The sequence below is a fragment of the Mesorhizobium sp. WSM4310 genome, from assembly GCF_007003935.1.
Classification (GTDB): domain Bacteria; phylum Pseudomonadota; class Alphaproteobacteria; order Rhizobiales; family Rhizobiaceae; genus Mesorhizobium.
The window spans coordinates 189428-211705 of record NZ_VFTA01000006.1 but is presented as its reverse complement, the minus strand read 5'-3'; the positions used below and the strand labels follow the sequence as shown (position 1 = coordinate 211705).

The 22278-nt window shown below is 64.2% G+C and carries 15 protein-coding genes; 10 read left to right on the top strand and 5 right to left on the bottom strand.

Annotated elements, in window-relative coordinates; translation table 11 throughout:
• Positions 1–80: 80 nt before the first annotated feature.
• A complete protein-coding gene (locus tag FJV80_RS09890) occupies positions 81–1073 on the top strand; it encodes an adenosine kinase (protein ID WP_095771691.1) in 993 nt (330 codons plus the stop codon).
• A 231-nt stretch (positions 1074–1304) separates the two neighbouring features.
• The gene (locus FJV80_RS09885) at positions 1305–1997 is read left to right on the top strand and encodes an antitoxin Xre/MbcA/ParS toxin-binding domain-containing protein (RefSeq protein WP_142876248.1); all 693 of its coding nucleotides are present in this window, start codon (positions 1305–1307) and stop codon (positions 1995–1997) included.
• Between the two features lie 53 nt (positions 1998–2050).
• Here the strand turns inward: FJV80_RS09885 and FJV80_RS09880 are convergent, their stop codons facing one another.
• Together FJV80_RS09880 and FJV80_RS09875 are read right to left on the bottom strand one after the other, a co-directional pair.
• The gene (locus tag FJV80_RS09880) at positions 2051–3136 is read right to left on the bottom strand and encodes a sensor domain-containing diguanylate cyclase (RefSeq protein ID WP_142876247.1); all 1086 of its coding nucleotides are present in this window, start codon (positions 3134–3136) and stop codon (positions 2051–2053) included.
• A gap of 176 nt (positions 3137–3312) precedes the next feature.
• Positions 3313–5592 (bottom strand): NADP-dependent malic enzyme, encoded by a 2280-nt coding sequence (locus tag FJV80_RS09875; RefSeq protein ID WP_095771688.1) that lies wholly within the window; start codon positions 5590–5592, stop codon positions 3313–3315.
• A 215-nt stretch (positions 5593–5807) separates the two neighbouring features.
• Between FJV80_RS09875 and mutS the strand changes: the two genes are divergently transcribed.
• Positions 5808–8537: a DNA mismatch repair protein MutS gene (mutS, locus tag FJV80_RS09870; RefSeq protein WP_142876246.1), complete on the top strand. Its 2730-nt coding sequence runs from the start codon at positions 5808–5810 to the stop codon at positions 8535–8537.
• On the opposite strand, the gene FJV80_RS09865 is transcribed toward mutS, so the two are convergent.
• The 3 genes from FJV80_RS09865 to FJV80_RS09855 form a co-directional block, all read right to left on the bottom strand.
• A complete protein-coding gene (locus FJV80_RS09865) occupies positions 8538–9383 on the bottom strand; it encodes an aldo/keto reductase (RefSeq protein WP_142876245.1) in 846 nt (281 codons plus the stop codon).
• Between the two features lie 89 nt (positions 9384–9472).
• Entirely contained in the window at positions 9473–9865 is a 393-nt protein-coding gene (locus FJV80_RS09860; RefSeq protein WP_095787180.1) for a DUF305 domain-containing protein, read from the bottom strand.
• Between the two features lie 58 nt (positions 9866–9923).
• Positions 9924–12443, bottom strand: a complete 2520-nt coding sequence (locus tag FJV80_RS09855; RefSeq protein ID WP_142876244.1) for a heavy metal translocating P-type ATPase — start codon at positions 12441–12443, stop codon at positions 9924–9926.
• A 417-nt stretch (positions 12444–12860) separates the two neighbouring features.
• Here FJV80_RS09855 and FJV80_RS09850 point away from each other — a divergent pair, with 417 nt between their 5' ends.
• From FJV80_RS09850 to FJV80_RS09820, 7 genes are all read left to right on the top strand, one after another.
• Complete coding sequence (locus tag FJV80_RS09850) at positions 12861–13658, top strand: glycosyltransferase family 25 protein (protein ID WP_142876243.1); 798 nt, start codon at positions 12861–12863, stop codon at positions 13656–13658.
• Between the two features lie 90 nt (positions 13659–13748).
• Positions 13749–16550, top strand: a complete 2802-nt coding sequence (locus tag FJV80_RS09845; RefSeq protein WP_142876242.1) for a [protein-PII] uridylyltransferase — start codon at positions 13749–13751, stop codon at positions 16548–16550.
• Positions 16551–16700: 150 nt separating this feature from the next.
• Complete coding sequence (gene murJ, locus FJV80_RS09840) at positions 16701–18281, top strand: murein biosynthesis integral membrane protein MurJ (protein ID WP_095771681.1); 1581 nt, start codon at positions 16701–16703, stop codon at positions 18279–18281.
• Positions 18282–18446: 165 nt separating this feature from the next.
• Positions 18447–18977 (top strand): dTDP-4-dehydrorhamnose 3,5-epimerase family protein, encoded by a 531-nt coding sequence (locus FJV80_RS09835; protein ID WP_095771680.1) that lies wholly within the window; start codon positions 18447–18449, stop codon positions 18975–18977.
• Between the two features lie 2 nt (positions 18978–18979).
• Positions 18980–20281 (top strand): glycosyltransferase, encoded by a 1302-nt coding sequence (locus FJV80_RS09830; RefSeq protein ID WP_142876241.1) that lies wholly within the window; start codon positions 18980–18982, stop codon positions 20279–20281.
• 150 nt (positions 20282–20431) lie between these two features.
• Positions 20432–21499, top strand: coding sequence for a tryptophan--tRNA ligase (gene trpS / locus FJV80_RS09825; protein ID WP_142876240.1), 1068 nt, complete (start codon positions 20432–20434; stop codon positions 21497–21499).
• A 281-nt stretch (positions 21500–21780) separates the two neighbouring features.
• Positions 21781–22272 (top strand): universal stress protein, encoded by a 492-nt coding sequence (locus FJV80_RS09820; protein ID WP_010913128.1) that lies wholly within the window; start codon positions 21781–21783, stop codon positions 22270–22272.
• Positions 22273–22278: the final 6 nt, after the last annotated feature.

Here is a 22278-nt window from a genome sequence, read left to right as displayed (position 1 = left end):
GGCAAAGCCGCCGCGAATCGCTAAACCCGCGCCCGGCCAGCGTGGCAAGAAGCCGGCTCGGGTTTTTGGCGGAGACATTGATGCCGGATTATGACGTGCTTTGCATCGGCAATGCCATTGTCGACATCATCGCCCAGTGCGAGGAGGCATTCCTCGAAACCAACGGCATCATCAAGGGCGCGATGAACCTCATCGACACCCACCGCGCCGAACTGCTGTACAGCCGGATGGGTCCGGCGATCGAAGCCTCCGGCGGCAGCGCCGGCAACACGGCGGCCGGTGTTGCCTCCTTCGGCGGACGCGCCGCCTTCTTTGGCAAGGTCTCCAACGATGCGCTGGGCGGAATCTACGCGCACGACATCCGCGCGCAGGGCGTCGCCTTCGACACCAAGCCGCTCCAGGGCGAGCCGCCGACGGCACGCTCGATGATCTTCGTCACACCCGACGGCGAACGCTCGATGAACACCTATCTCGGCGCCTGCGTCGAGCTTGGGCCTGAGGATGTCGAGGCCGACAAGGCCTCTGCGGCCAAGGTCACCTATTTCGAAGGCTATCTGTGGGACCCGCCGCGCGCCAAGGAGGCGATCCGGCAGACGGCCCGGCTGGCGCACGCCGCAGGCCGCGAAGTCTCCATGACGCTGTCGGATTCGTTCTGCGTCGACCGCTACCGCGACGAATTCCTCGAGCTGATGCGGTCGGGCACGGTCGACATCGTCTTTGCCAACAGTCACGAGATCAAGTCGCTCTACCAGACATCGTCCTTCGACGAGGCGCTGGCCAAGATCCGCAAGGACTGCGGAATAGCCGCCGTCACGCGGTCGGAAAAAGGCTCGGTCATCGTGCGCGGCGACGAGACCGTGGTGATCCAGGCGACGGCGATCCGGGAACTGGTCGACACGACGGGCGCCGGCGACCTCTATGCCGCCGGTTTCCTGCACGGCTATACGCAAGGCCGCGACCTCAAGACCTGCGGCGACCTTGGCTCACTGGCGGCCGGTCTTGTGATCCAGCAGATCGGCCCAAGGCCGAGGCAGAACCTGCGCCGCGAGGCGGAACTGGCTGGGTTGCTGTAGCAGCCGCTTCTCACCGTCGCGCAGTTGTCACATACCGCTCCTAGACGAAATCGAGAGCGTCCCGTGACTGACATTTCGGGGCGCCCGCAGTCAGATGGGATGTTGAAAAGATGCAAGACAGCAAGCTGTCGGGCGGCGTGACCCGTCGCCGCCATGATTTCCGTTTTCCGCAGTAGAAATTCAGCAATCGGCCGCGGCTGAGGGAGGAGCGCGCGGCCGGAAGACATGTGCATGAGCAGATTTCAGACAACCGGTCTTGGACAGGACGACTTCGCGGAGATGGTCGCGGAGGACGTCGAACGCGCGCTTGCCCATTATGACGAGGCCATAAACCAGTCCACCGTGGTCTCGGTCGGCAAGATCGCCGGCAGCATAGCATCCGCCGTCACCTTGCTGTCGCCGAAGCACCAGCGCGCCATCGACGCCATCCATGCCGACCTTCCCGGCCTTGCCTCGAAATTCGTGCGCGCTCTGGCGGCGGAAGCCGCGCGCCGCAGCGAGGCCGGCTCCACCGATATGCCGACGGCTTTGCCGGCCGATGAAACGCTTGCCGCGCCGCCACGGTCCGACGACCTGGAATCGATGCTGATCGAGGACTGGGCCGGCCGTGTCGCCGGCTCGACCTATCTGGAAGAGAATCTGCGCATCGCCCGCTCGACCCTGCACCGCTGGCAAAGGCGCGGCGATGTCATCGCCTTGCGCAAGGGCAGCCGCAAGCACGTTTTTCCGCTGGCGCAATTCGTCGACGGCAGGCCGGTCGCGGGCATAAGCGACGTGCAGTCGCTGATCGGCAATGCGAGGCTCGCCTGGCTGTGGCTGACGCGCCCGGCAGCACAACTCGACGGCCGCATTCCGATCGACCTGCTGCGGCAGGACCAGATCGAGGACGTCGTCGAAGCGGCACGGGCGTTCGCGCCGGGCTGAAGCCGGCGCGGTCATCCCTTGGATTTTGGAGTCGGCACAGTTCTTGGCGATAACTAGGCCGTCTTGCGAAGGCGAGGCCTGGACGACGGCTGTTGCGGCGCCATTTCGCTGGCGGTGACCAGCCGATTTCGGCCGCTCTTCTTGCCGATGTACATCAGCCGGTCGGCGAGCGCGATCAGCGCTTCGGAGTCGCCAGCTTCCGCCGGATACATGGCCACGCCGACGGTGCAGCCGACCTGGATGGCGCCATTGGGCGTGGGAACCTTGATCCGCAACCTTTCCAGGATGCGTTCGGCGACGCGCACGGCCTTCTGCCGTGCCAGCTCGGTGTCGGCCGAGAACAGGAAGGCGAACTCGTCGCCGCCGAGCCGGGCGACGAAATCGGCGCTGCGCAGGATCGAGCGAAGCTGGCTCGACACGCGCTGCAGCAGCGCATCGCCGGCCTCGTGGCCAAGCGTGTCATTGACTTCCTTGAACCGGTCGAGATCGATGAACAGCAACCCGGCCGCCTCGCCGGTGGCGCCGCAGCGGGTGACGACCGATCTGAGCTCGTTGTGGAAGGCACGCCGGTTGGGCAGGTCGGTCAAGGCATCGTGGTTGGCCGAATGGTCGCTCTGCTGCTTCGCCACCTCGATCTCGCGCTTTTGCGCCGAGAGTTCCTCGTTGGCGATCTTCAGATCCAGGACCAACTGGGCGTTCAGGTCCTCGACGACCTTGCGGTCGCTGATGTCGACGACGAAGCCCTCCAGAAATTCGAGTTCGCCGGCTTTGTCCCAGACACCGCCGCCGATCTCGCGGACCCAGAGCGGTTCGCCGGCCCTCGGCACAATGCGATAGTCGACGTTCCAATTGCGGCGCGCCTCGAGCGCGGCGTCGACGGCGGCATAGACCGACGGGAGGTCATCCGGGTGGATGGCTGAGACGTAGTCGCGCACCGCATTGTGGATGAAATCGCTCGGCCGATAACCGCTGACGGTGAAGATGCCGTCGCTGATATAGAGCATGGTGTAGGACGCGTCGTTGCGGCAGCGATAGAGATAACCGTCCATACGGCCGGTGATGCTGAGCAAGGCGTCCAGCCGCTCGTCGTGGTAGACCACTGGGCCGACCGTGGATACGGAAACTCCGTCATGCTTCATGGCCGCACCCCCATTTAGCGGTCTGAGCGCGCCGTGGATGCCGTTACGGCATGTCGGCAAGAGCTTCCCTATATCAGCTGAATCTTATCAATCTGTTATGGGGAGCCGGCGGCGTTTCGAGCCGCCGGGTTCGAAGAGCCAGATCGTTAGCTTCCGCCTTCCACGCGGACCGCCCCTCAAGTCCCCGCCGTATAGGCCGCGATCGCGGCCATGTTGACGATGTCCGAATCCTTGGCATTCAGCGAGACGATCTGCACCGGTTTGTTCAGGCCGACCAGTAGCGGGCCGATCACTGTCGAGCCGCCGAGTTCCTGCAACATCTTGGTGGAGATCGAGGCCGAGTGGAAGGCCGGCATGATTAGCACATTGGCCGGGCCGGTGAGGCGGATGAACGGGTATTGCGCCATCGCCCGGGCATTCAGCGCGACATCGGCGGCCATTTCGCCGTCATATTCGAAATCGACGCGGCGCTTGTCGAGGATGCGCACTGCCTCCTGGACACGCTCGGACCGCTCTCCTTGCGGGTGGCCGAAGGTGGAATAGGCGAGCATGGCGAGCCTCGGCTCATAGCCCATGCGGCGGGCGAAGCCTGCCGCCTCCTCGGCGATGTCGGCGATCTGCTCGGCATTGGGCATGTCGTGCACGGCGGTGTCGGCAACGAGGACGGTTTTACCTCGCGCCAGCACGATCGAGACGCCGATGACGCGGTGGCCGGGCTTGGCGTCGATGACGCGGCGGATGTCGTCGAGCGCGGTGGAATAGTTACGGGTGACGCCGGTGACGATGCCGTCGGCGTCGCCCAGCGCCACCATACAGGCGGCGAAATGGTTGCGGTCGTTGTTGATCAGCCGCTGGCAATCGCGGAACAGGAAACCTTTGCGCTGCATGCGCTCGTAGAGATAGTCGGTGTAGATGCCGTTGCGGCGCGACAGCCTTGCATTGATGATCTCGATGCCTTGCTTGTTGAGGTCGATGCCGGCGTGCTTGGCGTTTTCCTTGATGACATCGTCGCGGCCAAGCAGGATGGCGGTGCCGAGGCGCTGGTTCACATAGGAGACGGCGGCGCGCATCACCTGCTCCTCCTCGCCCTCGGCGAAGACGATGCGCTTGGGCTGGCGGCGCACGCGGTCGTAGATGCGCTGCAGGGTAGAGGCGATCGGGTCGCGGCGAGCCGACAGTTCCTGCGCATAGCGGTCGAGATCGAGGATCGGCTTGCGGGCGACGCCCGACTCCATCGCCGCCTTGGCCACCGCTAGCGGAATGGCCGAGATCAGCCGCGGGTCGAACGGCACCGGAATGATGTAGTTGGGGCCGAATCTCGGCCGGTTGCCCTGATAGGCGGCGGCGACGTCGTCGGGCACGTCCTGGCGCGCCAGCTCGGCGAGCGCGCGGGCCGCGGCGATCTTCATGTCGTCATTGATGGTGGTGGCCCGCACATCCAGCGCGCCGCGGAAGATGTAGGGGAAGCCGAGCACGTTGTTGACCTGGTTCGGATAGTCCGAACGGCCCGTCGCCATGATGGCGTCGGTGCGGATCTCGGCCACTTCCTCCGGGGTGATTTCCGGGTCGGGGTTGGCCATGGCGAAGATGATCGGGTTCTTGCCCATCGACTGCACCATGGCGGTGGTCAGCGCCCCCTTGGCCGAGAGGCCGAGGAAGACGTCGGCGCCGTCGAGCGCCTCGGCAAGGCTGCGTGCCTCGGTCTTGACCGCATGCGCCGATTTCCACTGGTTCATGCCTTCGGTGCGGCCCTGGAAGACCACGCCCTTGGTGTCGCACAGGATGATGTTTTCGGGCGCGAAGCCCATCGCTTTCATCAGCTCGATACAGGCGATGCCGGCGGCACCCGCACCGTTGCAGACCATCTTCGTGGTCTTCATGTCGCGGCCGGTGATCTCCAGCGCGTTGATCAGCCCGGCGGACGAGATGATGGCGGTGCCGTGCTGGTCGTCGTGGAAGACCGGGATGTCCATCAGTTCGCGCAGGCGCTGCTCGATGATGAAGCATTCCGGCGCCTTGATGTCTTCCAGGTTGATGCCGCCGAAGGAGGGTCCGAGGAAGCGCACGCAGTTGATGAACTCGTCGGCATCCTCGGTGTCGACCTCGAGATCGATGGAATCGACATCGGCGAAGCGCTTGAACAGCACCGCCTTGCCTTCCATCACCGGCTTGGAGGCCAGCGCGCCGAGATTGCCGAGGCCAAGGATGGCGGTGCCGTTGGAGATGACGGCCACCATGTTGCCGCGCGTCGTGTAGTCGAAGGCGCGGCTGGGGTCCTCGGCGATGGCGCGTACCGGCACGGCGACGCCCGGCGAATAGGCGAGGCTCAGATCGCGCTGCGTCGTCATCGGCTTGGTGGCGACGATCTCCAGCTTGCCGGGCCGGCCCATCGCGTGAAATTCGAGCGCTTCCTGCGCGCTGACGGACGGACCGTTGTTCTCGGTTTTCCTGGCCATGATGCTTTTCGATTTCCTCGCCGGTGCAGCACCTCCTTGAAGCGGGTGCTTTGTTTCGGTCCGAATTAAGACCACGCGCCGCCGCGTGTAAACCGCCAGCGCGCGGGAATCGCAGGCCGACGGGCAATTGCTTGCAAACCATCGCCTCGGTCTTCCCCTGCTTTTCGAAGCCCCGGCATTAAACCCGGCCACCACATCTGCTAGCGTGCCGCGCCATGAACATGCACATAGCCAATGAGCCCGACGCCCCCGAGGTGATGACGCCGCCCCAGCCCGGCACGGCCGCCGTCACGCCGATGATGGAGCAGTTCATCGAGATCAAGGCGGCGAACCCGGATTCGCTCTTGTTCTACCGCATGGGCGATTTCTACGAGCTGTTCTTCGACGACGCCGAAAAGGCGAGCCGGGCGCTGGGCATCGTCCTGACCAAGCGCGGCAAGCACCAGGGCCACGATATCCCGATGTGCGGCGTGCCGGTGCATGCGGCCGACGACTATCTGCAGAAGCTGATCGGCCAGGGATTCCGCGTCGCCGTCTGCGAGCAGATCGAAGATCCGGCCGAAGCGAAGAAGCGCGGCTCCAAATCGGTGGTGCGCCGCGACGTGGTGCGGCTGGTGACGCCGGGCACCATCACCGAGGACAAATTGCTGGCGCCGTCGGAATCGAGCTTCCTGATGGCGCTGGGGCGGGTGAAGGGCGGCAGCGACCATGCCTTCGCAATTGCCTGGATCGACATCTCGACCGGCGCCTTCCGCGTTGCCGAGACCACCGCCGACCGGCTGCTGGCCGACATCTTCCGCGTCGATCCGCGCGAGCTGATCGTCGCCGAGCCGGTGTTCCATGATCCCGAGCTGAGGCCGGTGTTCGCCGTGCTCGGCCGCGTCGCCAACCCGCAGCCGCCATCGCTGTTTGATTCGGCCTCGGCCACCGGGCGCATCGCCCGCTTCTTCGAGGTGGCGACGCCGGACAGCTTTGGTACGTTTTCGCGCGCCGAACTGTCGGCGATCTCCGGCGCCATCGCCTATGTCGAGAAGACGCAGAAAGCCGAGCGCCCGCCTTTGTCGCGGCCCGAGCGCGAGGAGCAGGGCTCGACCCTGTTCATCGATCCGGCGACGCGCGGCAATCTCGAGCTCTTACGCACGCTGTCGGGCAGTCGCGAGGGCTCGCTGTTCAAGGCGATCGACCGCACGGTGACCGGCGGCGGCGCAAGGCTGCTCGCCGACCGGCTGATGGCGCCGCTGACCGACCCGGCGGCGATCGGCGCGCGCCTGGATTCGGTGTCGTTCTTCCGCTCCGAAACCCGGCTTTGCCAGGCGGTGCGGACGAGCCTGAAAAGCGTCGCCGACATGCCGCGCGCGCTGTCGCGGCTGGCGCTCAACCGCGGCGGCCCGCGCGACCTCGGCGCGCTACGCGCCGGTTTCGAGGCGGCCGGCGCCATCGTCGAAATCTTCGCCGCGACCGCCCTGCCCCAGGAACTGGCGGAGGCGATGGCCGCCATCCAGGCGCTGCCGCAGGCGCTTGCCCAGCATCTGACCCAGGCGCTCGGCGAGGAATTGCCGCTGCTCAAGCGCGACGGCGGCTTCCTGCGCGGCGGCTATCACCCGGAACTCGACGAGATGCGGGCGCTGCGCGACGAATCGCGAAAAGTGATCGCCGGGCTGGAGCGCTCGCTGATCGAGGAGACCGGCATCCGTTCGCTGAAAATCCGGCACAACAACGTGCTGGGTTACTACATCGAGGTGACCGCCAATCACCACACGGTCATGACCGGCAGCGATGGCGCCAAGGCGCGCTTCATCCACCGCCAGACCATGGCCAATGCCATGCGCTTCACCACGACGGAGCTTGCCGAACTCGAGACCAAGATCGCCAACGCCGCAGACCGGGCGCTCAGCATCGAGCTGGCAGCGTTCGATGCGCTGACGGCGCAAGCCGTCGGCGAGGCGGAAAAGATCCGTGCCGGCGCCGATGCGCTGGCAGCGATCGATGTCTCGGCGGCACTTGCGTTGCTTTCGGAAAGCGAAGCCTGGTGCCGGCCGGTGGTGGATTCGAGCCTTGCCTTCGAGATATCAGGTGGCCGTCATCCGGTGGTCGAGCAGGCCTTGCGCCGTTCGGGCGAGGGACCGTTCGTCGCCAATGATTGCGACCTGTCGCCGGAAGGGAACGGCAAGAACGGCGCGATCTGGCTGCTAACCGGCCCCAACATGGGCGGTAAATCGACGTTTCTGCGGCAAAACGCGCTGATCGCCATCTTGGCCCAAACCGGCTCCTTCGTGCCGGCGGCATCGGCCCATATCGGCGTCGTCGACCGGCTGTTCTCGCGCGTCGGCGCTTCGGACGATCTGGCGCGCGGCCGCTCGACCTTCATGGTCGAGATGGTCGAGACGGCGGCGATCCTCAACCAGGCCGGCGAACGGGCGCTGGTGATCCTCGACGAGATCGGCCGCGGCACCGCCACCTTCGACGGCTTGTCGATCGCATGGGCGGCAGTGGAATATCTGCATGAGAAGAACCGCTGCCGGGCGATCTTCGCCACCCATTTCCACGAAATGACCTCGCTGGCCGGCAAACTGGCGCGGCTCCACAACGTCACCATGCGGGTCAAGGAATGGGAAGGCGACGTCGTCTTCCTGCACGAGGTCGGCAAGGGTGCCGCCGACCGCTCCTACGGCGTGCAGGTGGCGCGGCTCGCAGGCCTGCCGGAGGCGGTGGTCGACCGCGCCAAGCAGGTGCTCCACCAGCTGGAGGAAGGCGAGGTTTCCGGCAAGACCAACCGGCTGGTCGACGACCTGCCGCTGTTTTCCGTGGCGGTGAAGCGGGAAGCGCCGAAGCCGGTGAAGAGCGACGCGCTCGGCGCTGCCCTCGGCGACATCAATCCAGACGAGATGACGCCGAGGGAAGCGCTGGAAGCGCTTTACCGGCTGAAGGGACTGGCGGGGAAGTAGTCAGATCATCTCCAGGCCGCGCCTGCGTGTTGGCGGCGGAAAGGCGCGGTCGAGGTCGGCGAGATCCTCGCCCGTAAGCTCGATGTGGAGCGCCGCGAAATTCTGGCGGACGTGCTCCTGGCTGCTGGCCTTCGGAATGGCGATGACGCCGTCCTGATGCATTACCCAGGCCAAGGCGATTTGTGCCGCGGTCGCATTGTGGCGGTCGGCGACGGCATCGAGCCTGGCATTGCGCGCCAGCGCGCCCTGCTCGACCGGCGAATAGGCCATCAGGGGAATGCCGCGCCTGCGGCTCCAGGGCGCCAGATCGAATTCGGGGCCGCGCCGGACCAGATTGTAAAGCACCTGGTTGGTCTGGACGTTGCCGCCATCGGGCAAGCCGGCCAAGTCCTCCATGTCCTCGGTGTCGAAATTGCTGACGCCCCAATGGCGGATCTTGCCGGCCTTCTTCAAGGCCTCGAAGGCCTCGACCGTCTCGGCCAAAGGCACACTGCCCGGCCAATGCAGGAGGTAGAGATCGATGCGGTCGGTGCGCAGGCGCTTGAGGCTGTTCTCGCAGGCGCGCTGCACGCCCGCGCGCGATGCGTTCGACGGCAGAACCTTCGAGACCACGAAGACCTCGGCGCGGCGCCCGGCAATGGCTTGCGCCACCACTTCCTCGGCGCCGCCGCTGGCATACATTTCGGCGGTGTCGATCAGCGTGAGGCCAAGGTCGAGGCCGAGTTTGAGAGCGTTGACCTCATCGGCACGGCGGCGCGAATCCTCACCCATCTTCCACGTGCCCTGGCCGAGCACCTGAACCGCTTCGCCAGAGGGCAGCGTGGTGGTTCTGATGGTCGATGGCATGGCAGGCTCCGTTCGAGGCCGAATCGCATCACAGGACGGGCGAGAAAATCCAGAGGCGTTGTCGCCCAAATCTAACCGTCGCGAAAGGCTCACTTGACCGGATGCGCGGCGAGCCAGTCCTGCATCTGCTTGATCTCGGCTTCCTGCGCGGCGATGACGCCTTCGGCGAGCTTGCGGATTTCCGGGTCCTTGCCGTTGGCAAGCTCGACCTTGGCCATGTCGATGGCGCCCTGATGGTGCGGGATCATGCCGCGGACGAAATCGACATCGGCATTGCCGGTGTATTGCGACGCCATCATGTCGGCATGCATCTTGTCCATCGCCGCCTTGTAGCCTTCGGTCGAAGGGCCGGTGGTGCCCATCGACATCCCAGCCATGTCGTGTTTCATCTCTTCGCTCTGCGCCGGAACGCTTTCGAGGAAGACGGCGATCAGCATTCCGGCCGCCATCAGCAAAAGCACGAGTTTCTTGGCCAAGGTCATTCATGGTCTCCTGTTGCTTTGGTTCGGTATCTGGGGGTTTCGTATTTGGGGGTTTGGATCAGAGTTTCAACGTCCGCAGCCGCAATGCGTTGGCAATGACCGAGACGGAGGACAGGCTCATCGCCGCCGCCGCCAGCATCGGCGACAAGAGCATGCCGGTGATCGGATAGAGCACGCCCGCGGCGACCGGCACGCCAAGCACATTGTAGAGGAAGGCGAAGAACAGGTTCTGGCGGATGTTGCCGATCGTCGCCTGGGCCAAGGTGCGGGCGCGGACGATGCCGTTGAGGTCGCCCTTGACCAAAGTGATGCCGGCGCTTTCGACCGCGACATCGGCGCCGGTGCCCATGGCAATGCCGACATCGGCGCTGGCCAAGGCCGGCGCATCGTTGACGCCGTCGCCGGCCATGGCGACACCGGCGCCCCTGCCGCGCAGTTCCTCGACCAGGGCTGCCTTCTGTTCCGGCAACAGGCCGGCGCGAACCTCGTCGATGCCGAGGCTTTTGGCGATTGCGTTGGCCGTGCGCTCATTGTCGCCGGTCGCCATGATGATCCTGAGGCCGCTGTCATGCAGCGCCTTGATCGCCTCGGGGGTGGTCGCCTTGATGGGATCGGCGACGGCGACGATGCCGGCCAGCCTGCCGCCGACAGCGACGAACATCGCCGTCTTGCCGTCGCCCTGCAGCGCTTCTGCGCTGGCCGCAAGGAAAGAGACATCGACGCCGAGATCGCCCATCATCGCGGCATTGCCGAGCGCCATGGCCTTGCCCGACACCGTGCCGGAAACACCCTTGCCGGTAACCGCCTCGAAATCGCCGGCGTCGGTGACGGCCGCTCCGCGCGCCGCGGCGCCCTCGACGATGGCCTCGGCCAGCGGATGTTCCGAGCCCTTCTCCAGGCTCGCGGCGTGCCCCAGCAAATCGTCTTCGGAAAAGCCGTCTGCCGCGATGACATCCGTCAGTTTCGGCCTGCCCTCGGTCAGCGTGCCGGTCTTGTCGACGATCAGCGTGTCGACGGAGGCGAAGCGTTCGAGCGCGGCGGCTTCCTTGATCAGCACGCCTGCATGCGCCCCGCGCCCGGTGGCGGTCATGATCGACATCGGCGTGGCGAGGCCAAGCGCACAGGGACAGGCGATGATCAGCACCGAGACCGCCGAGACGATGGCGAAGATCAGGCTGGGCTCGGGACCGAAGACGGCCCAGGCGATGAAGGCCACGACGGCGACAAGGACGACGGCCGGGACAAAGTAGAAGGAAACGCGGTCGGCCAATCCCTGGATCGGCGCGCGCGAGCGCTGTGCCTTGGCGACGAGTTCGACAATGCGCGCCAGCGTGGTCTCCGCGCCGATCCGTTCGGCGCGCATGATCAGCGAACCCTGCCTGTTGAGCGTGCCGCCGGTGAGAGCATCGCCCTCGGCCTTTTCGACCGGCAGCGGCTCGCCCGTGATCATCGATTCGTCGATGGAGGAGCGGCCTTCGAGCACCGTGCCGTCGACCGGCACCGCATCACCGGGCCGGATGCGCAGGCGATCGCCAGCCTTGACGCTGTCCAGCGGCACATCGGTCTCGGAACCGTCTTCGGCCATACGCCGCGCGGTCTTCGGCGCCAGATCGAGCAAGGCGCGGATTGCCGAGCCGGTCTTTTCGCGGGCACGCAGTTCCAGCACCTGGCCGAGGAAAACCAGCGCGACAATGACGGCGGCGGCCTCGAAATAGACCGGCACAGCCCCGCCATGGCCGCGGAACTGATGCGGGAAGATGTCGGGAAACAGGGTGGCGACGACGCTGTAGAGGTAGGCCGCGCCGACGCCCAGCGAAATCAGCGTCCACATGTTGGGGCTGCGGTTGAGGACAGACTCCCAGCCACGGTGGAAGAAGGGAAAAGCGGCCCAGAGCACCACCGGGCTTGCCAGGAGCAATTCTATCCAGACCTTTGTGCGATCATCGACCCAGCTTTCGAACGACACACCAATCATCGGCGCCATCGCGACGATCAGAAGCGGGACCGACAGGACCGCGCTGACCCAGAACCGCCTGGTGAAATCGACCAGTTCGGGATTTGGCCCCTCATCGCCCGATGGCACGCCCATCGGCTCAAGCGCCATGCCGCAGATCGGGCAGGAGCCGGGCTTGTCGCGGACGATTTGGGGATGCATCGGGCAGGTATACTGCGTGCCCTTGGGCGCGGGCGGCAGTGCCGGCCTGTCGCCGAGATAGGTCTGCGGTGCCGCCTCGAATTTCGCCTTGCAGCCGGCGGAACAGAAATAGAAGCCCTGGCCTTCATGGCGCGCGAAGTGCCTGGCTGTGCCACGTTCGACGCTCATACCACAGACGGGGTCGGTGGCCGTCAGGTATTGCTCCGGCTCGGCCTGGAATTTCGAACGGCAGCGCTCGCTGCAGAAATGATAGAGGCGGCCGCCATGCTCCGATGTCGGCTTGCCGGCGGCTGGATCCACGGTCATGCCGCAGACCGGATCGCGCAGAACGGCTGGCGCATCGGCACCGTTCGGCACGCAACAGCTGCCGTGCGGGCCATGTGCGTGGTGATCGCCGCGATGGTCATGGTCTGGGTGCGTCATTCCAAAATGCCTCTATGCCTCTGCCTGATTGCGGAGGTAGTGCTTCCAGTAACTGGAAGGTCAAGGGCTGTTCCGATTTTTTCGTTTCCAGCCCGGCATTGGCCGCTCGCCCGTTACCGGCGGCTGCATCATGTCGAGGCAAATGGCACGCGACGTCCTCGACGCTACCGCACCGGCCTGCGCGTAGCCGATGATCTCGTCTTCAATCCGGCGTTCCCGACATCGGGCGCAATCTCCCGGGAAATCAGGCTGGCCTTGAGAGCTTGGCTCTCTGTTGGCTCTCTCCTTGCGGCATGATATTCACGCCGGAAAAGATCAACAAATCGTAGCGTCCCCCGTGCTAGAAGGCTCCTGCGGTGCTTGGCGGTTCACGCCGGTTCCGTGGAAGCAAGGGTTTCGAAAAAATAGCTCGTGAAAATGAAGCGTCTGGTCATCAACCTCGATCGATCTCCCGAGCGGCTTGCTCACATGTCGAGGGAATTCGCCCGCATCCGCATTGGGTTCGAGCGGGTCGCGGGGATCGATGGCAAGGAACATCCCGACCTGATGCTGCAGCCGCAGCACGCAATACACGCCACCCGGCCGCTCTCCGGCAGTGAAATCGCCTGCCTGCACAGTCATCGAGCCTGCTGGACGATCATTGCACAGGACGGGGCCCCATACGGCGCCGTGTTCGAGGACGACATGGTCTTCTCCAGTAAGGCCGGGGCGTTGCTGGGCGATACGAGTTGGGTGCCGGCGGACGCCGATGTCGTGAAGCTCGAGACGTTCTTCTCCAGAACCGTGATCCAGAGGAGAAGGACCCCTGCCGGGCATGGTTTTTCCATGTTCCGTCTCCGCAAGGGCCATCCGGGGGCGGGCGGCTATCTGCTCTCGCGGCGAACGGCACGCGATTTTCTGCAGGCAACGGCGCAGGCCAACATTGCTGTCGATGATCTCATCTTCAACCCCATCATGTCGGCCGGCAAGACCATCTACCAACTTGTTCCGGCGCTCTGCGCACAGGATCAATTCGTCGACGGAAGGCTGGCGAGCCTGCTTGACCAGGAACGCGATGCCGCGCGGACCGCGAGCGGGCTTATGGCAAGGCAGAGGAAGCCGATGGCCGTGAGAATCAGCAGAGAGGCCGGGCGAACCGCACGGTGGATCGCCGATTTCTGCAGATTCCGGCAACGGATCGTCGTTCCCCTCGATCCGGTCGAGGCATCGGAATAAGTCGCTTGCCGGGCCATCAGCGGGCCCCATACCCAGCGCCGCGAAAACACGCTATAGACGCCGCCCAAATGGCAAGGCCGACTGATACCTATGGCGAAAATCTCCCTGAAGCTCGATGAACTGATCGACGGCGAAGCCTTGCGCCGCGAGATGACCGCGCTGACGACGGCCACGGCGGGTGATGGTTCGGGACCCGCCGCCCGCGCCGGCGTGCTGCAGCTTCTCAAGGCCCGGCTCGCCGAAGGCCGAAGGATTGCCGAGGCCATGCTGAAGCAGGATGGCGGCGGCAATGCCTGCGCCGAGCGATTGTCGCATTTGATGGATGATCTGATCCGGGCGCTTTACGATTTCGCGGCGACGCATGTGTACCGCGTGAAGAACCGTTCGTCGGCCGAACGCATGGCCGTCGTGGCGGTCGGCGGCTATGGCCGCGGCACACTGGCGCCGGGATCCGACATCGATCTGCTGTTCCTCTTGCCCTACAAGCAGACGCCGTGGGGCGAACAGACCGTCGAATACATGCTCTACATGCTGTGGGATCTCGGCTTGAAGGTCGGCCACGCCACCCGCAACATCGATGAGTGCCTGCGGCTGTCGCGCACCGACATCACCATCCGGACCTCGATCCTCGAGGCGCGGTTCCTGTGGGGCGAACGCAAGCTCTATGACGAGCTGATGGTGCGCTTCGACCACGAGGTGGTGCGCACGACCGGCCCCGAATATGTCCAGGCCAAACTTGCCGAACGTGACGATCGCCATGCCAAGGCCGGCGAAAGCCGCTATCTGGTCGAACCCAACGTCAAGGACGGCAAGGGCGGCCTGCGCGACCTGCAGACGCTGTTCTGGATCGGCAAGTATTTCTACCGCGTGCGCACCGGCGAGGAACTGGTCGAAAAGGGCGTCTTCACCGAGGCCGAGTACCGCGAGTTCCAGAAGGCCGAGGACTTCCTGTGGGCGGTGCGCTGCCACATGCATTTCCTCACCGGCAAGGCCGAGGAGCGGCTGCATTTCGACATCCAGCGCGAGATCGCCGAGCGGCTCGGCTACACCACCCATCCCGGCCTGTCGGCGGTCGAGCGCTTCATGAAGCACTATTTCCTCGTCGCCAAGGATGTCGGCGACCTGACCCGCATCTTCTGCGCGGCGCTCGAAGAGGAACAAGCCAAGCACGTTCCCGGCTTCAACCGCATCTTCCTCACCTTCCAGCGCCGCAAGCGCAAGCTTGCCGGCACTTCCGATTTCATTGTCGACAACCACCGCATCAACATCGCCGACGACCAGGTGTTCGAGCGCGATCCGGTCAACCTGCTCAGGCTGTTCTGGTTCGCCGACAAGCACGGGCTGGAATTCCATCCCGATGCGCTGAAACTGCTCACCCGCTCGCTCGGCCTGGTCAACAAATCGCTGCGGCGCGACGAAGAGGCCAACCGGCTGTTCCTCGACATATTGACCTCGGACCGCAATGCCGAACTCAATCTGCGGCGCATGAACGAGGCCGGGCTGCTGGGCAGGCTGATCCCCGATTTCGGCAAGATCGTCGCCATGATGCAGTTCTCAATGTACCACCACTACACGGTCGACGAGCACCTGATCCGCTGCATCGGCGTGCTGGCCGAGATCGAGCGCGGCGATGGCGAAAAGGTGCATCCGCTGTCGCATTCGCTGATGCCCGGCCTCAAGAAGAGCCGCGAGGCGCTTTATGTCGCCGTCTTGCTGCACGACATCGCCAAGGGCAGGCCGGAAGATCATTCCGAGGCCGGCGCCCGCATCGCACGGCGCATCTGCCCGCATATGGGGATGTCGGTGGCGGACACGGAAACCGTCGCCTGGCTGGTCGAGAACCACCTCGTCATGTCGATGACGGCGCAGACCCGCGACCTCAACGACCGCAAGACCATCGAGGATTTCGCCTCGATCGTGCAGTCGGTCGAGCGGCTGAAGCTGCTGTTGGTCCTCACCGTCTGCGACATCAGGGGTGTCGGGCCGGGTGTGTGGAACGGCTGGAAGGGCCAGTTGCTGCGCACGCTCTATTACGAGACAGAACTGCTGCTGACCGGCGGTTTTTCGGAAGTGTCGCGCGCCAAGCGCACGGCGGCGGCGCGCGAACGCCTGGCCGAGGCGCTCGCCGACTGGTCCGGCAAGGACCGCAAGCGCTATGTCGGGCTGCATTACGAGAACTACCTGCTGACCGTCGACCTGCCGGATCAGCTGCGCCACGCCGAATTCGTCCGCGAGGCCGACGCCGCCGGCAAGAAGCTCGCCACCATGGTCAAGACCCACCAGTTCGAGGCGGTGACCGAAATCACCGTGCTGGCGCAGGACCATCCCCGTCTCCTCTCGGTCATTGCCGGGGCATGCGTCGGCGCCGGCGGCAATATCGTCGACGCGCAGATCTTCACCACCGCCGACGGCCGCGCGCTCGACACCATCCTGATTTCGAGGGAATTCGACCGTGACGAGGACGAACGCCGGCGCGCCGAGCGTGTTGGCCGGCTGATCGAGGACGTGCTGTCGGGCAAGAGCTGGCTGCCGGAGATGATCGAGAAGCGCACCAAGCCAAAGCGCGGCGCCAAGGTGTTCAAGATCCCGCCACGCGCCGAAATCCGCAATACGCTCTCGAACCGGTTTTCGGTCATCGAGGTCGAGGGGCTCGACCGCCCGGGCCTGCTGTCGGAGATCACCGGCACGCTGTCCGACCTGTCGCTCGACATCGCATCGGCACACATCACCACTTTCGGCGAAAAGGTCATCGACACCTTCTATGTCACGGACCTCACCGGCCAGAAGATCGACAGCCCGACCCGCATCGCCACCATCCGCAACCGGCTGACGACAACGCTCGAAGGCATCTCGCCCGAACGCGGCGGCAAGGCCAAGGCGGCCGCCGAGTGACTGCCATCCCCACCTTGTCCCACGCTCCAGGGCTGTTCATTGTTTCATGGAAACGGCGAACCGCTCCAGCTTTTTGTTCCAACGCAATTCCCGAGGCAAAGCGCGACGCGCTTTTTCCGGGAAAACCGCTCTAAGGCAGTCTTCGAACGCATGAGCCTCGTCAAGAAATTCGCTACCGTCGCTTCCGGCACGCTGATGAGCCGCGCGCTCGGTTTCGGCCGCGAGATGCTGATGGCGGCGGCGCTCGGCACCGGACCGGTGGCCGACGCCTTCAACGCGGCGTTCCAATTCCCCAACACCTTTCGCCGGCTGTTCGCCGAAGGCGCCTTCAACGCAGCCTTCGTGCCGCTGTTTGCCAAGGAGATCGAGACGCACGGCACCGACGGCGCCAAACGTTTTTCCGAGGAAGTGTTCGGCGTCCTGTTCTCGGCACTGCTGGCGCTGACCATCGCCATGGAACTGGCGATGCCGCTGCTCGTGCGCTACCTGGTGGCGCCTGGCTTTGCCGACACGCCGGGCAAGTTCGAGACGACCGTCCTGCTGGCGACGATCATGTTCCCCTATCTCATCTGCATGTCGCTGGCGGCCATGATGGCCGGCATGCTGAATTCGCTGCGCCGCTATTTCGCGGCAGCGATCGCGCCCGCCTTCCTCAACATCATCCTGATCAGCGTGCTTGGCTATGCCTGGTACCGCGGGCTGGACGCGCATGCCGTAGGCTTCAGCCTGTCCTGGGGCGTGCTGGCTGCGGGGCTCGTGCAGCTCGCCATCGTGTGGGTGGCGGTGCGCAATGCCGGCATCTCGATCGGCTTCCGCCGGCCGAAGATGACGCCGAACGTCAAGCGCCTGCTGATCCTGGCCCTGCCGGCGGCGATCACCGGCGGCATCACCCAGATCAACCAGCTGATCGGCACGGCGATCGCGTCGGCGCAGGACAGTGCGGTGTCCTCGCTCGCCTATGCCGACCGCGTCTACCAGCTGCCGCTCGGTGTGGTCGGCGTGGCGGTGGCGATCGTGCTGTTGCCGGAACTGTCGCGGGCGCTGAAATCGGGCAATCTCATCGAGGCGGCCAATCTGCAGAACCGCTCCGTCGAATTCACCCTGTTCATGACGCTGCCGGCGGCGGCGGCGCTCTGGGTGATGTCGGAGCCGATCGTGCGGCTGGTCTATGAGCGCGGCGCGTTCGCCGCCAACCATTCGACGCCGACCGTGGCGGCGATCCTGGCGATCTTCGGCCTTGGCCTGCCGGCCTTCGTGCTGATCAAGGCCTTCACCCCGGGCTATTTCGCCCGCGAGGACACGCGCACGCCGATGATCTTCGCCGCCATCTCGGTGGCGGTGAACGTCGCCACCGCGCTGACGCTGTTTCCCAGGATGGGCGCACCCGGCATTGCGGTGGCCTCGGCCGTGGCCGGCTGGGTCAACGCGCTGATGCTGCTTGCGGTCTTGATCCGGCGCGGCCATTGGGGCCGCGACGTGCCGCTCCTGAAGCGCATTCCCCGACTGGTCCTGTCGGCGGCGGTGATGGCGGTGGCGCTGTATTTCGCCGAGCACTGGCTGGCCGCCAGGCTCGGTCCCGGCTCGCCGCTGGTCGTCAAGGCGACGACGCTGCTGGCGTTGGTGGCCGGCGGGGCGTTGCTCTACTTCGTCACCGCCTTTGCCACCGGCGGCGCTGATTTCGGCATGATCCGGAGAAATATCGGGCGTAAGGGATCGCCGCCTGTCGGCTGACGATCACCGGACTCTTGATACTGCCGCCGCGGATGCCGTGCGACCGCCTTGAACCCTGTGGATATGCGAGTGCTGAGGCGCCATCGCCTCTTCGTGTATTGCCTTTGGCGCCGACTGACAGCAGGACAAGCCTAGATTGCGTTGCCACTAACGTTGGAGGGCTCGATGGACAGGCTATCACTCGAAGATTTTGTTGATGATCAGCCTTGGGGAGACGACGTTCCGCTTCTGGAAGACATTTCCATTGAAAATCCGATAGCGGGCGTGCGGATGCAGCGGCTGGTTACAAGGGGCGACAAGCGTGGCGAGCTTACGGTCCTCATGTCGGCACTGCTGGAGCCCATAAGTCCGCCGCCACATGTCTATCTGGTATCGGCCGAGGCGGGATCGATCAGGGCGTGGGTCTATCACAAACGACAGTTCGACCGGCTCGCCTATACAAATGGCGACCTCAGGGTCGTACTCTACGATCTGCGCGAGGATAGCCCGACATACCAAAAACTGGAGGTCCTCGACGTCGGTGCGGCGAACAAGATCCTGCTGACGATTCCGCCCTGTGTCGTTCACGGGATTCAGAATCGGGGCAAGAGCATCGCGACATTCATCAACATGCCGACAACCGTCTACGATCCTAAACATCCGGACAAATCACGAATCCCCTACGATCATCCAGGCATCCCTTACAAATTCGGATAAACATGACCACGTTTTCCGTCATCATGGCCACCTACAATCGCGGCAGACATATTCTTCCGTCGATACAATCGGTGCTGCGCCAGACCTGTCGGGACTTCGAGCTGTTGGTGGTAGGCGATTGCTGCACTGACGATACGGCCGATGTGGTTCGGGCGCTCGCGTCTCCGCAAATCCGCTGGCTGAACCTGCCCGAGCGCGGCGGCAGCCAAGCCTTCCCCAACAATGCGGGCATAGAGATGTCGCGCGGGCAATACATTGCCTATCTCGGTCATGACGATATCTGGGCTCCGGACCATCTCCAGGCACTGGCAGATCTTTTCGGGCACAACCCGCAGCCGGACTTTGTCGTGAGCGGCGCGATCTTTCATGGCCCCAGGGCAAGCAATTTTCGGTGGGTGACCGGCATTTTCGACGAATCGGACACCGCTCTCAGGCACTTCTTCCCGCCTTCCAGTTTCGGTCACCGACGCGACGTCACCGATCGAATTGGGAAATGGCGCCATGCCAAAGAGATCACAGCGCCCGTTGACGCGGATTTCCTTTTGCGGGCGGCAAGGTCCGGGATGAATTTTGTCTCGACACAGCGGGTCACTGTCCACAAGTTCGCGGCCGGCCACCGCTACCTGAGTTATACGAGCCACACTTCGGACGAGCAGGAGCGAATGGTCCGGCGAATAGCCCGGCCGGGATATGACGGCTATCTGGCGTCCGAACTGGCCAAGGCGAAGGCCGCCGGCGCTTACATGATCGTCGTTCATCCGGACTACGAGCGCTATGAAAATGGTCAGGTTTCGAGTCAGAATGCGATGGCCAAGGGCGTCGTCCGCCCGGATCTGCGCAAGCTCAGACAGCGCGAGGTCATCAAGCAGGACAACTCGCCAAAAGCGCTCGACTGGTTTCCACTCGAAGCGGGCGGCGACTGGGTATTGTGGGTCGGCTGCAATCCGCGCCCAAAGCTGCTTGTGCCGTTCAAATATGCCGGCAAGGCGTGGATTCGCCTGGACATCCGGCACCCCCTACGCGAGGCGCTGACCGAGCTCAAATTGTCCGCAAACGGACAGCCGGCTGTGGCAAGCCTTTGCAACGTGCGCCAGGAAGGCAATCTCTGGAACGCACAAGCGACGTTTGAAACGGCGCTACGAAGGCACGATCATACGATTCTGGAACTTCATCTGACCAGATTGCAAAGACCCGCGGGACGCAGCGGCATCGGCGTTGCCGACATAGTGGTGACCCCGTTGGGGTGGCGAAGCATTGTTGCAAAAGGCACGCGGCTGCTGGCAAAGTTCCGCCCAGCCCGCTGATACCTCTTGCCGGTTTTTCACCCGTCGTCCATAAGCGCGCCGTCGCAAGACTTTCGCCGCGCGCGGTTTCCAGCCGCGTGATTGGCTCCAAAAAGTCTGCAACTTTTTGGAATCATGCTTATACGGCCCTCCACAAGCCATGAGGAACCCATGTCCGCCTTCAAGCCACTCGTCTTTTCCGGCGTCCAGCCGACCGGCAACCTGCATCTCGGCAACTATCTCGGCGCCATCAAGAAATTCGTCGCCCTGCAGGACACGTCCGATTGCATCTACTGCGTCGTCGACCTGCATTCGCTGACCGCGCAACTCGTTTATGACGACCTTGCCGACCAGACGCGCTCGATCACCGCCGCCTTCCTTGCCTCCGGCATCGACCCGAAGAAGCACATCGTCTTCAACCAGTCGCGGGTGATGCAGCATGCCGAGCTTGCCTGGATCTTCAATTGCGTCGCGCGCATCGGCTGGATGAACAAGATGACGCAGTTCAAGGACAAGGCCGGCAAGGACCGCGAAAATGCTTCGCTGGGCCTGCTCGCCTATCCCTCGCTGATGGCTGCCGACATCCTGCTCTACCGCGCCACGCATGTGCCGGTGGGCGAGGACCAGAAGCAGCATCTGGAGCTGACCCGCGACATCGCCCAGAAATTCAACAATGATTTTTCCGACCGCATCGCCCGGCTTGGCGTCGGCGTCGAGATGCAGGTCGGCGAGGAGACGGTGAACGGCTACTTCCCGATCACCGAACCGGTGATCGGCGGCCCGGCGGCGCGCATCATGAGCCTGCGCGACGGTTCGAAGAAGATGTCGAAGTCGGACCCGTCGGACCTGTCACGCATCAACCTGACCGACGATGCCGACACCATCTCGAAGAAGATCCGCAAGGCCAAGACCGATCCCGAGGCTTTGCCGAGCGAAGTCGACGGGCTGGAAAGCCGGCCGGAAGCGGAAAACCTGGTCGGCATCTATGCCGGGCTGGCCGAGATGTCGAAGGCCGACGTGCTGAAGGAATTCGGCGGCCAGCAGTTTTCCGTGTTCAAGCCGGCACTGGCCGACCTTGCGGTGGAGAAGCTGGCGCCGATCGCCGGCGAGATGCGCCGCATCGAAGGCGACCGCGCCTATGTCGACGCGGTGCTCAGGGATGGCGGCGAACGCGCCGGCGTGCTCGCCGAGGCGACGATGAAGACGGTGCGCGACATCATCGGGCTGCTTCAGAACTGATCCGCATCGTCAGTGCAGCGCACCATTCCGGCGCAAGACATACTGGCCTAAGGTCGGCGGCTTGCCGCCGGTCGGCGGCGGTGGCAGATTGCGGCCGAAAACGCACTCGCGTCACTGATTTTGAAGTTCGCCAGAGTTGGATATCAAGGGCAATGCGAATTTCAAAATCAGGGACACGAGCAAACTATTGATTTCCAGTGTCGTTTTTGATTTCGAAGTTCGCTCGGAGCGCGATATCGAAAGCAGGCGAACTTCGAAATCACGACACTAGGTAGATAGACATGGTCTCCAAACGCCTCAGCCGCGAAGCCGGTCATCGCAGGAAATTCCTGACGATCATCGACGATACGCCCGAGTGCGAGCGCGCCGTCGCCTACGCCTCGAAGCGGGCGCAGAGCACCAGCGGCACGCTGGTGCTGCTCTATGTCATCGTGCCGGACGATTTCCAGCATTGGCTGGGCGTCGAGAAGATCATGCGCGAGGAGGCGAACGCCACGGCGCGGGCGGCTCTCGATGGCTACGCCAACAAGGTACGCCAGAAGCTTGGCATCGAGCCGGAGATGGTGGTGCGTGAAGGCAAGCCGACGGAAGAGATCCACAAACTGATCGAGGAGGACCAGGACATCGCCATCCTGGTGCTGGCGGCCGGCGCCGGCAAGGAAGGTCCCGGGCCGCTGGTCGGTGCCGTGGCCGGCAAGGGCGCCGCCTTCCCCATTCCGGTCACGGTGGTGCCGCAGAATCTGTCGGACGAGGAGATCGACAGCCTCGCCTGACGCCCG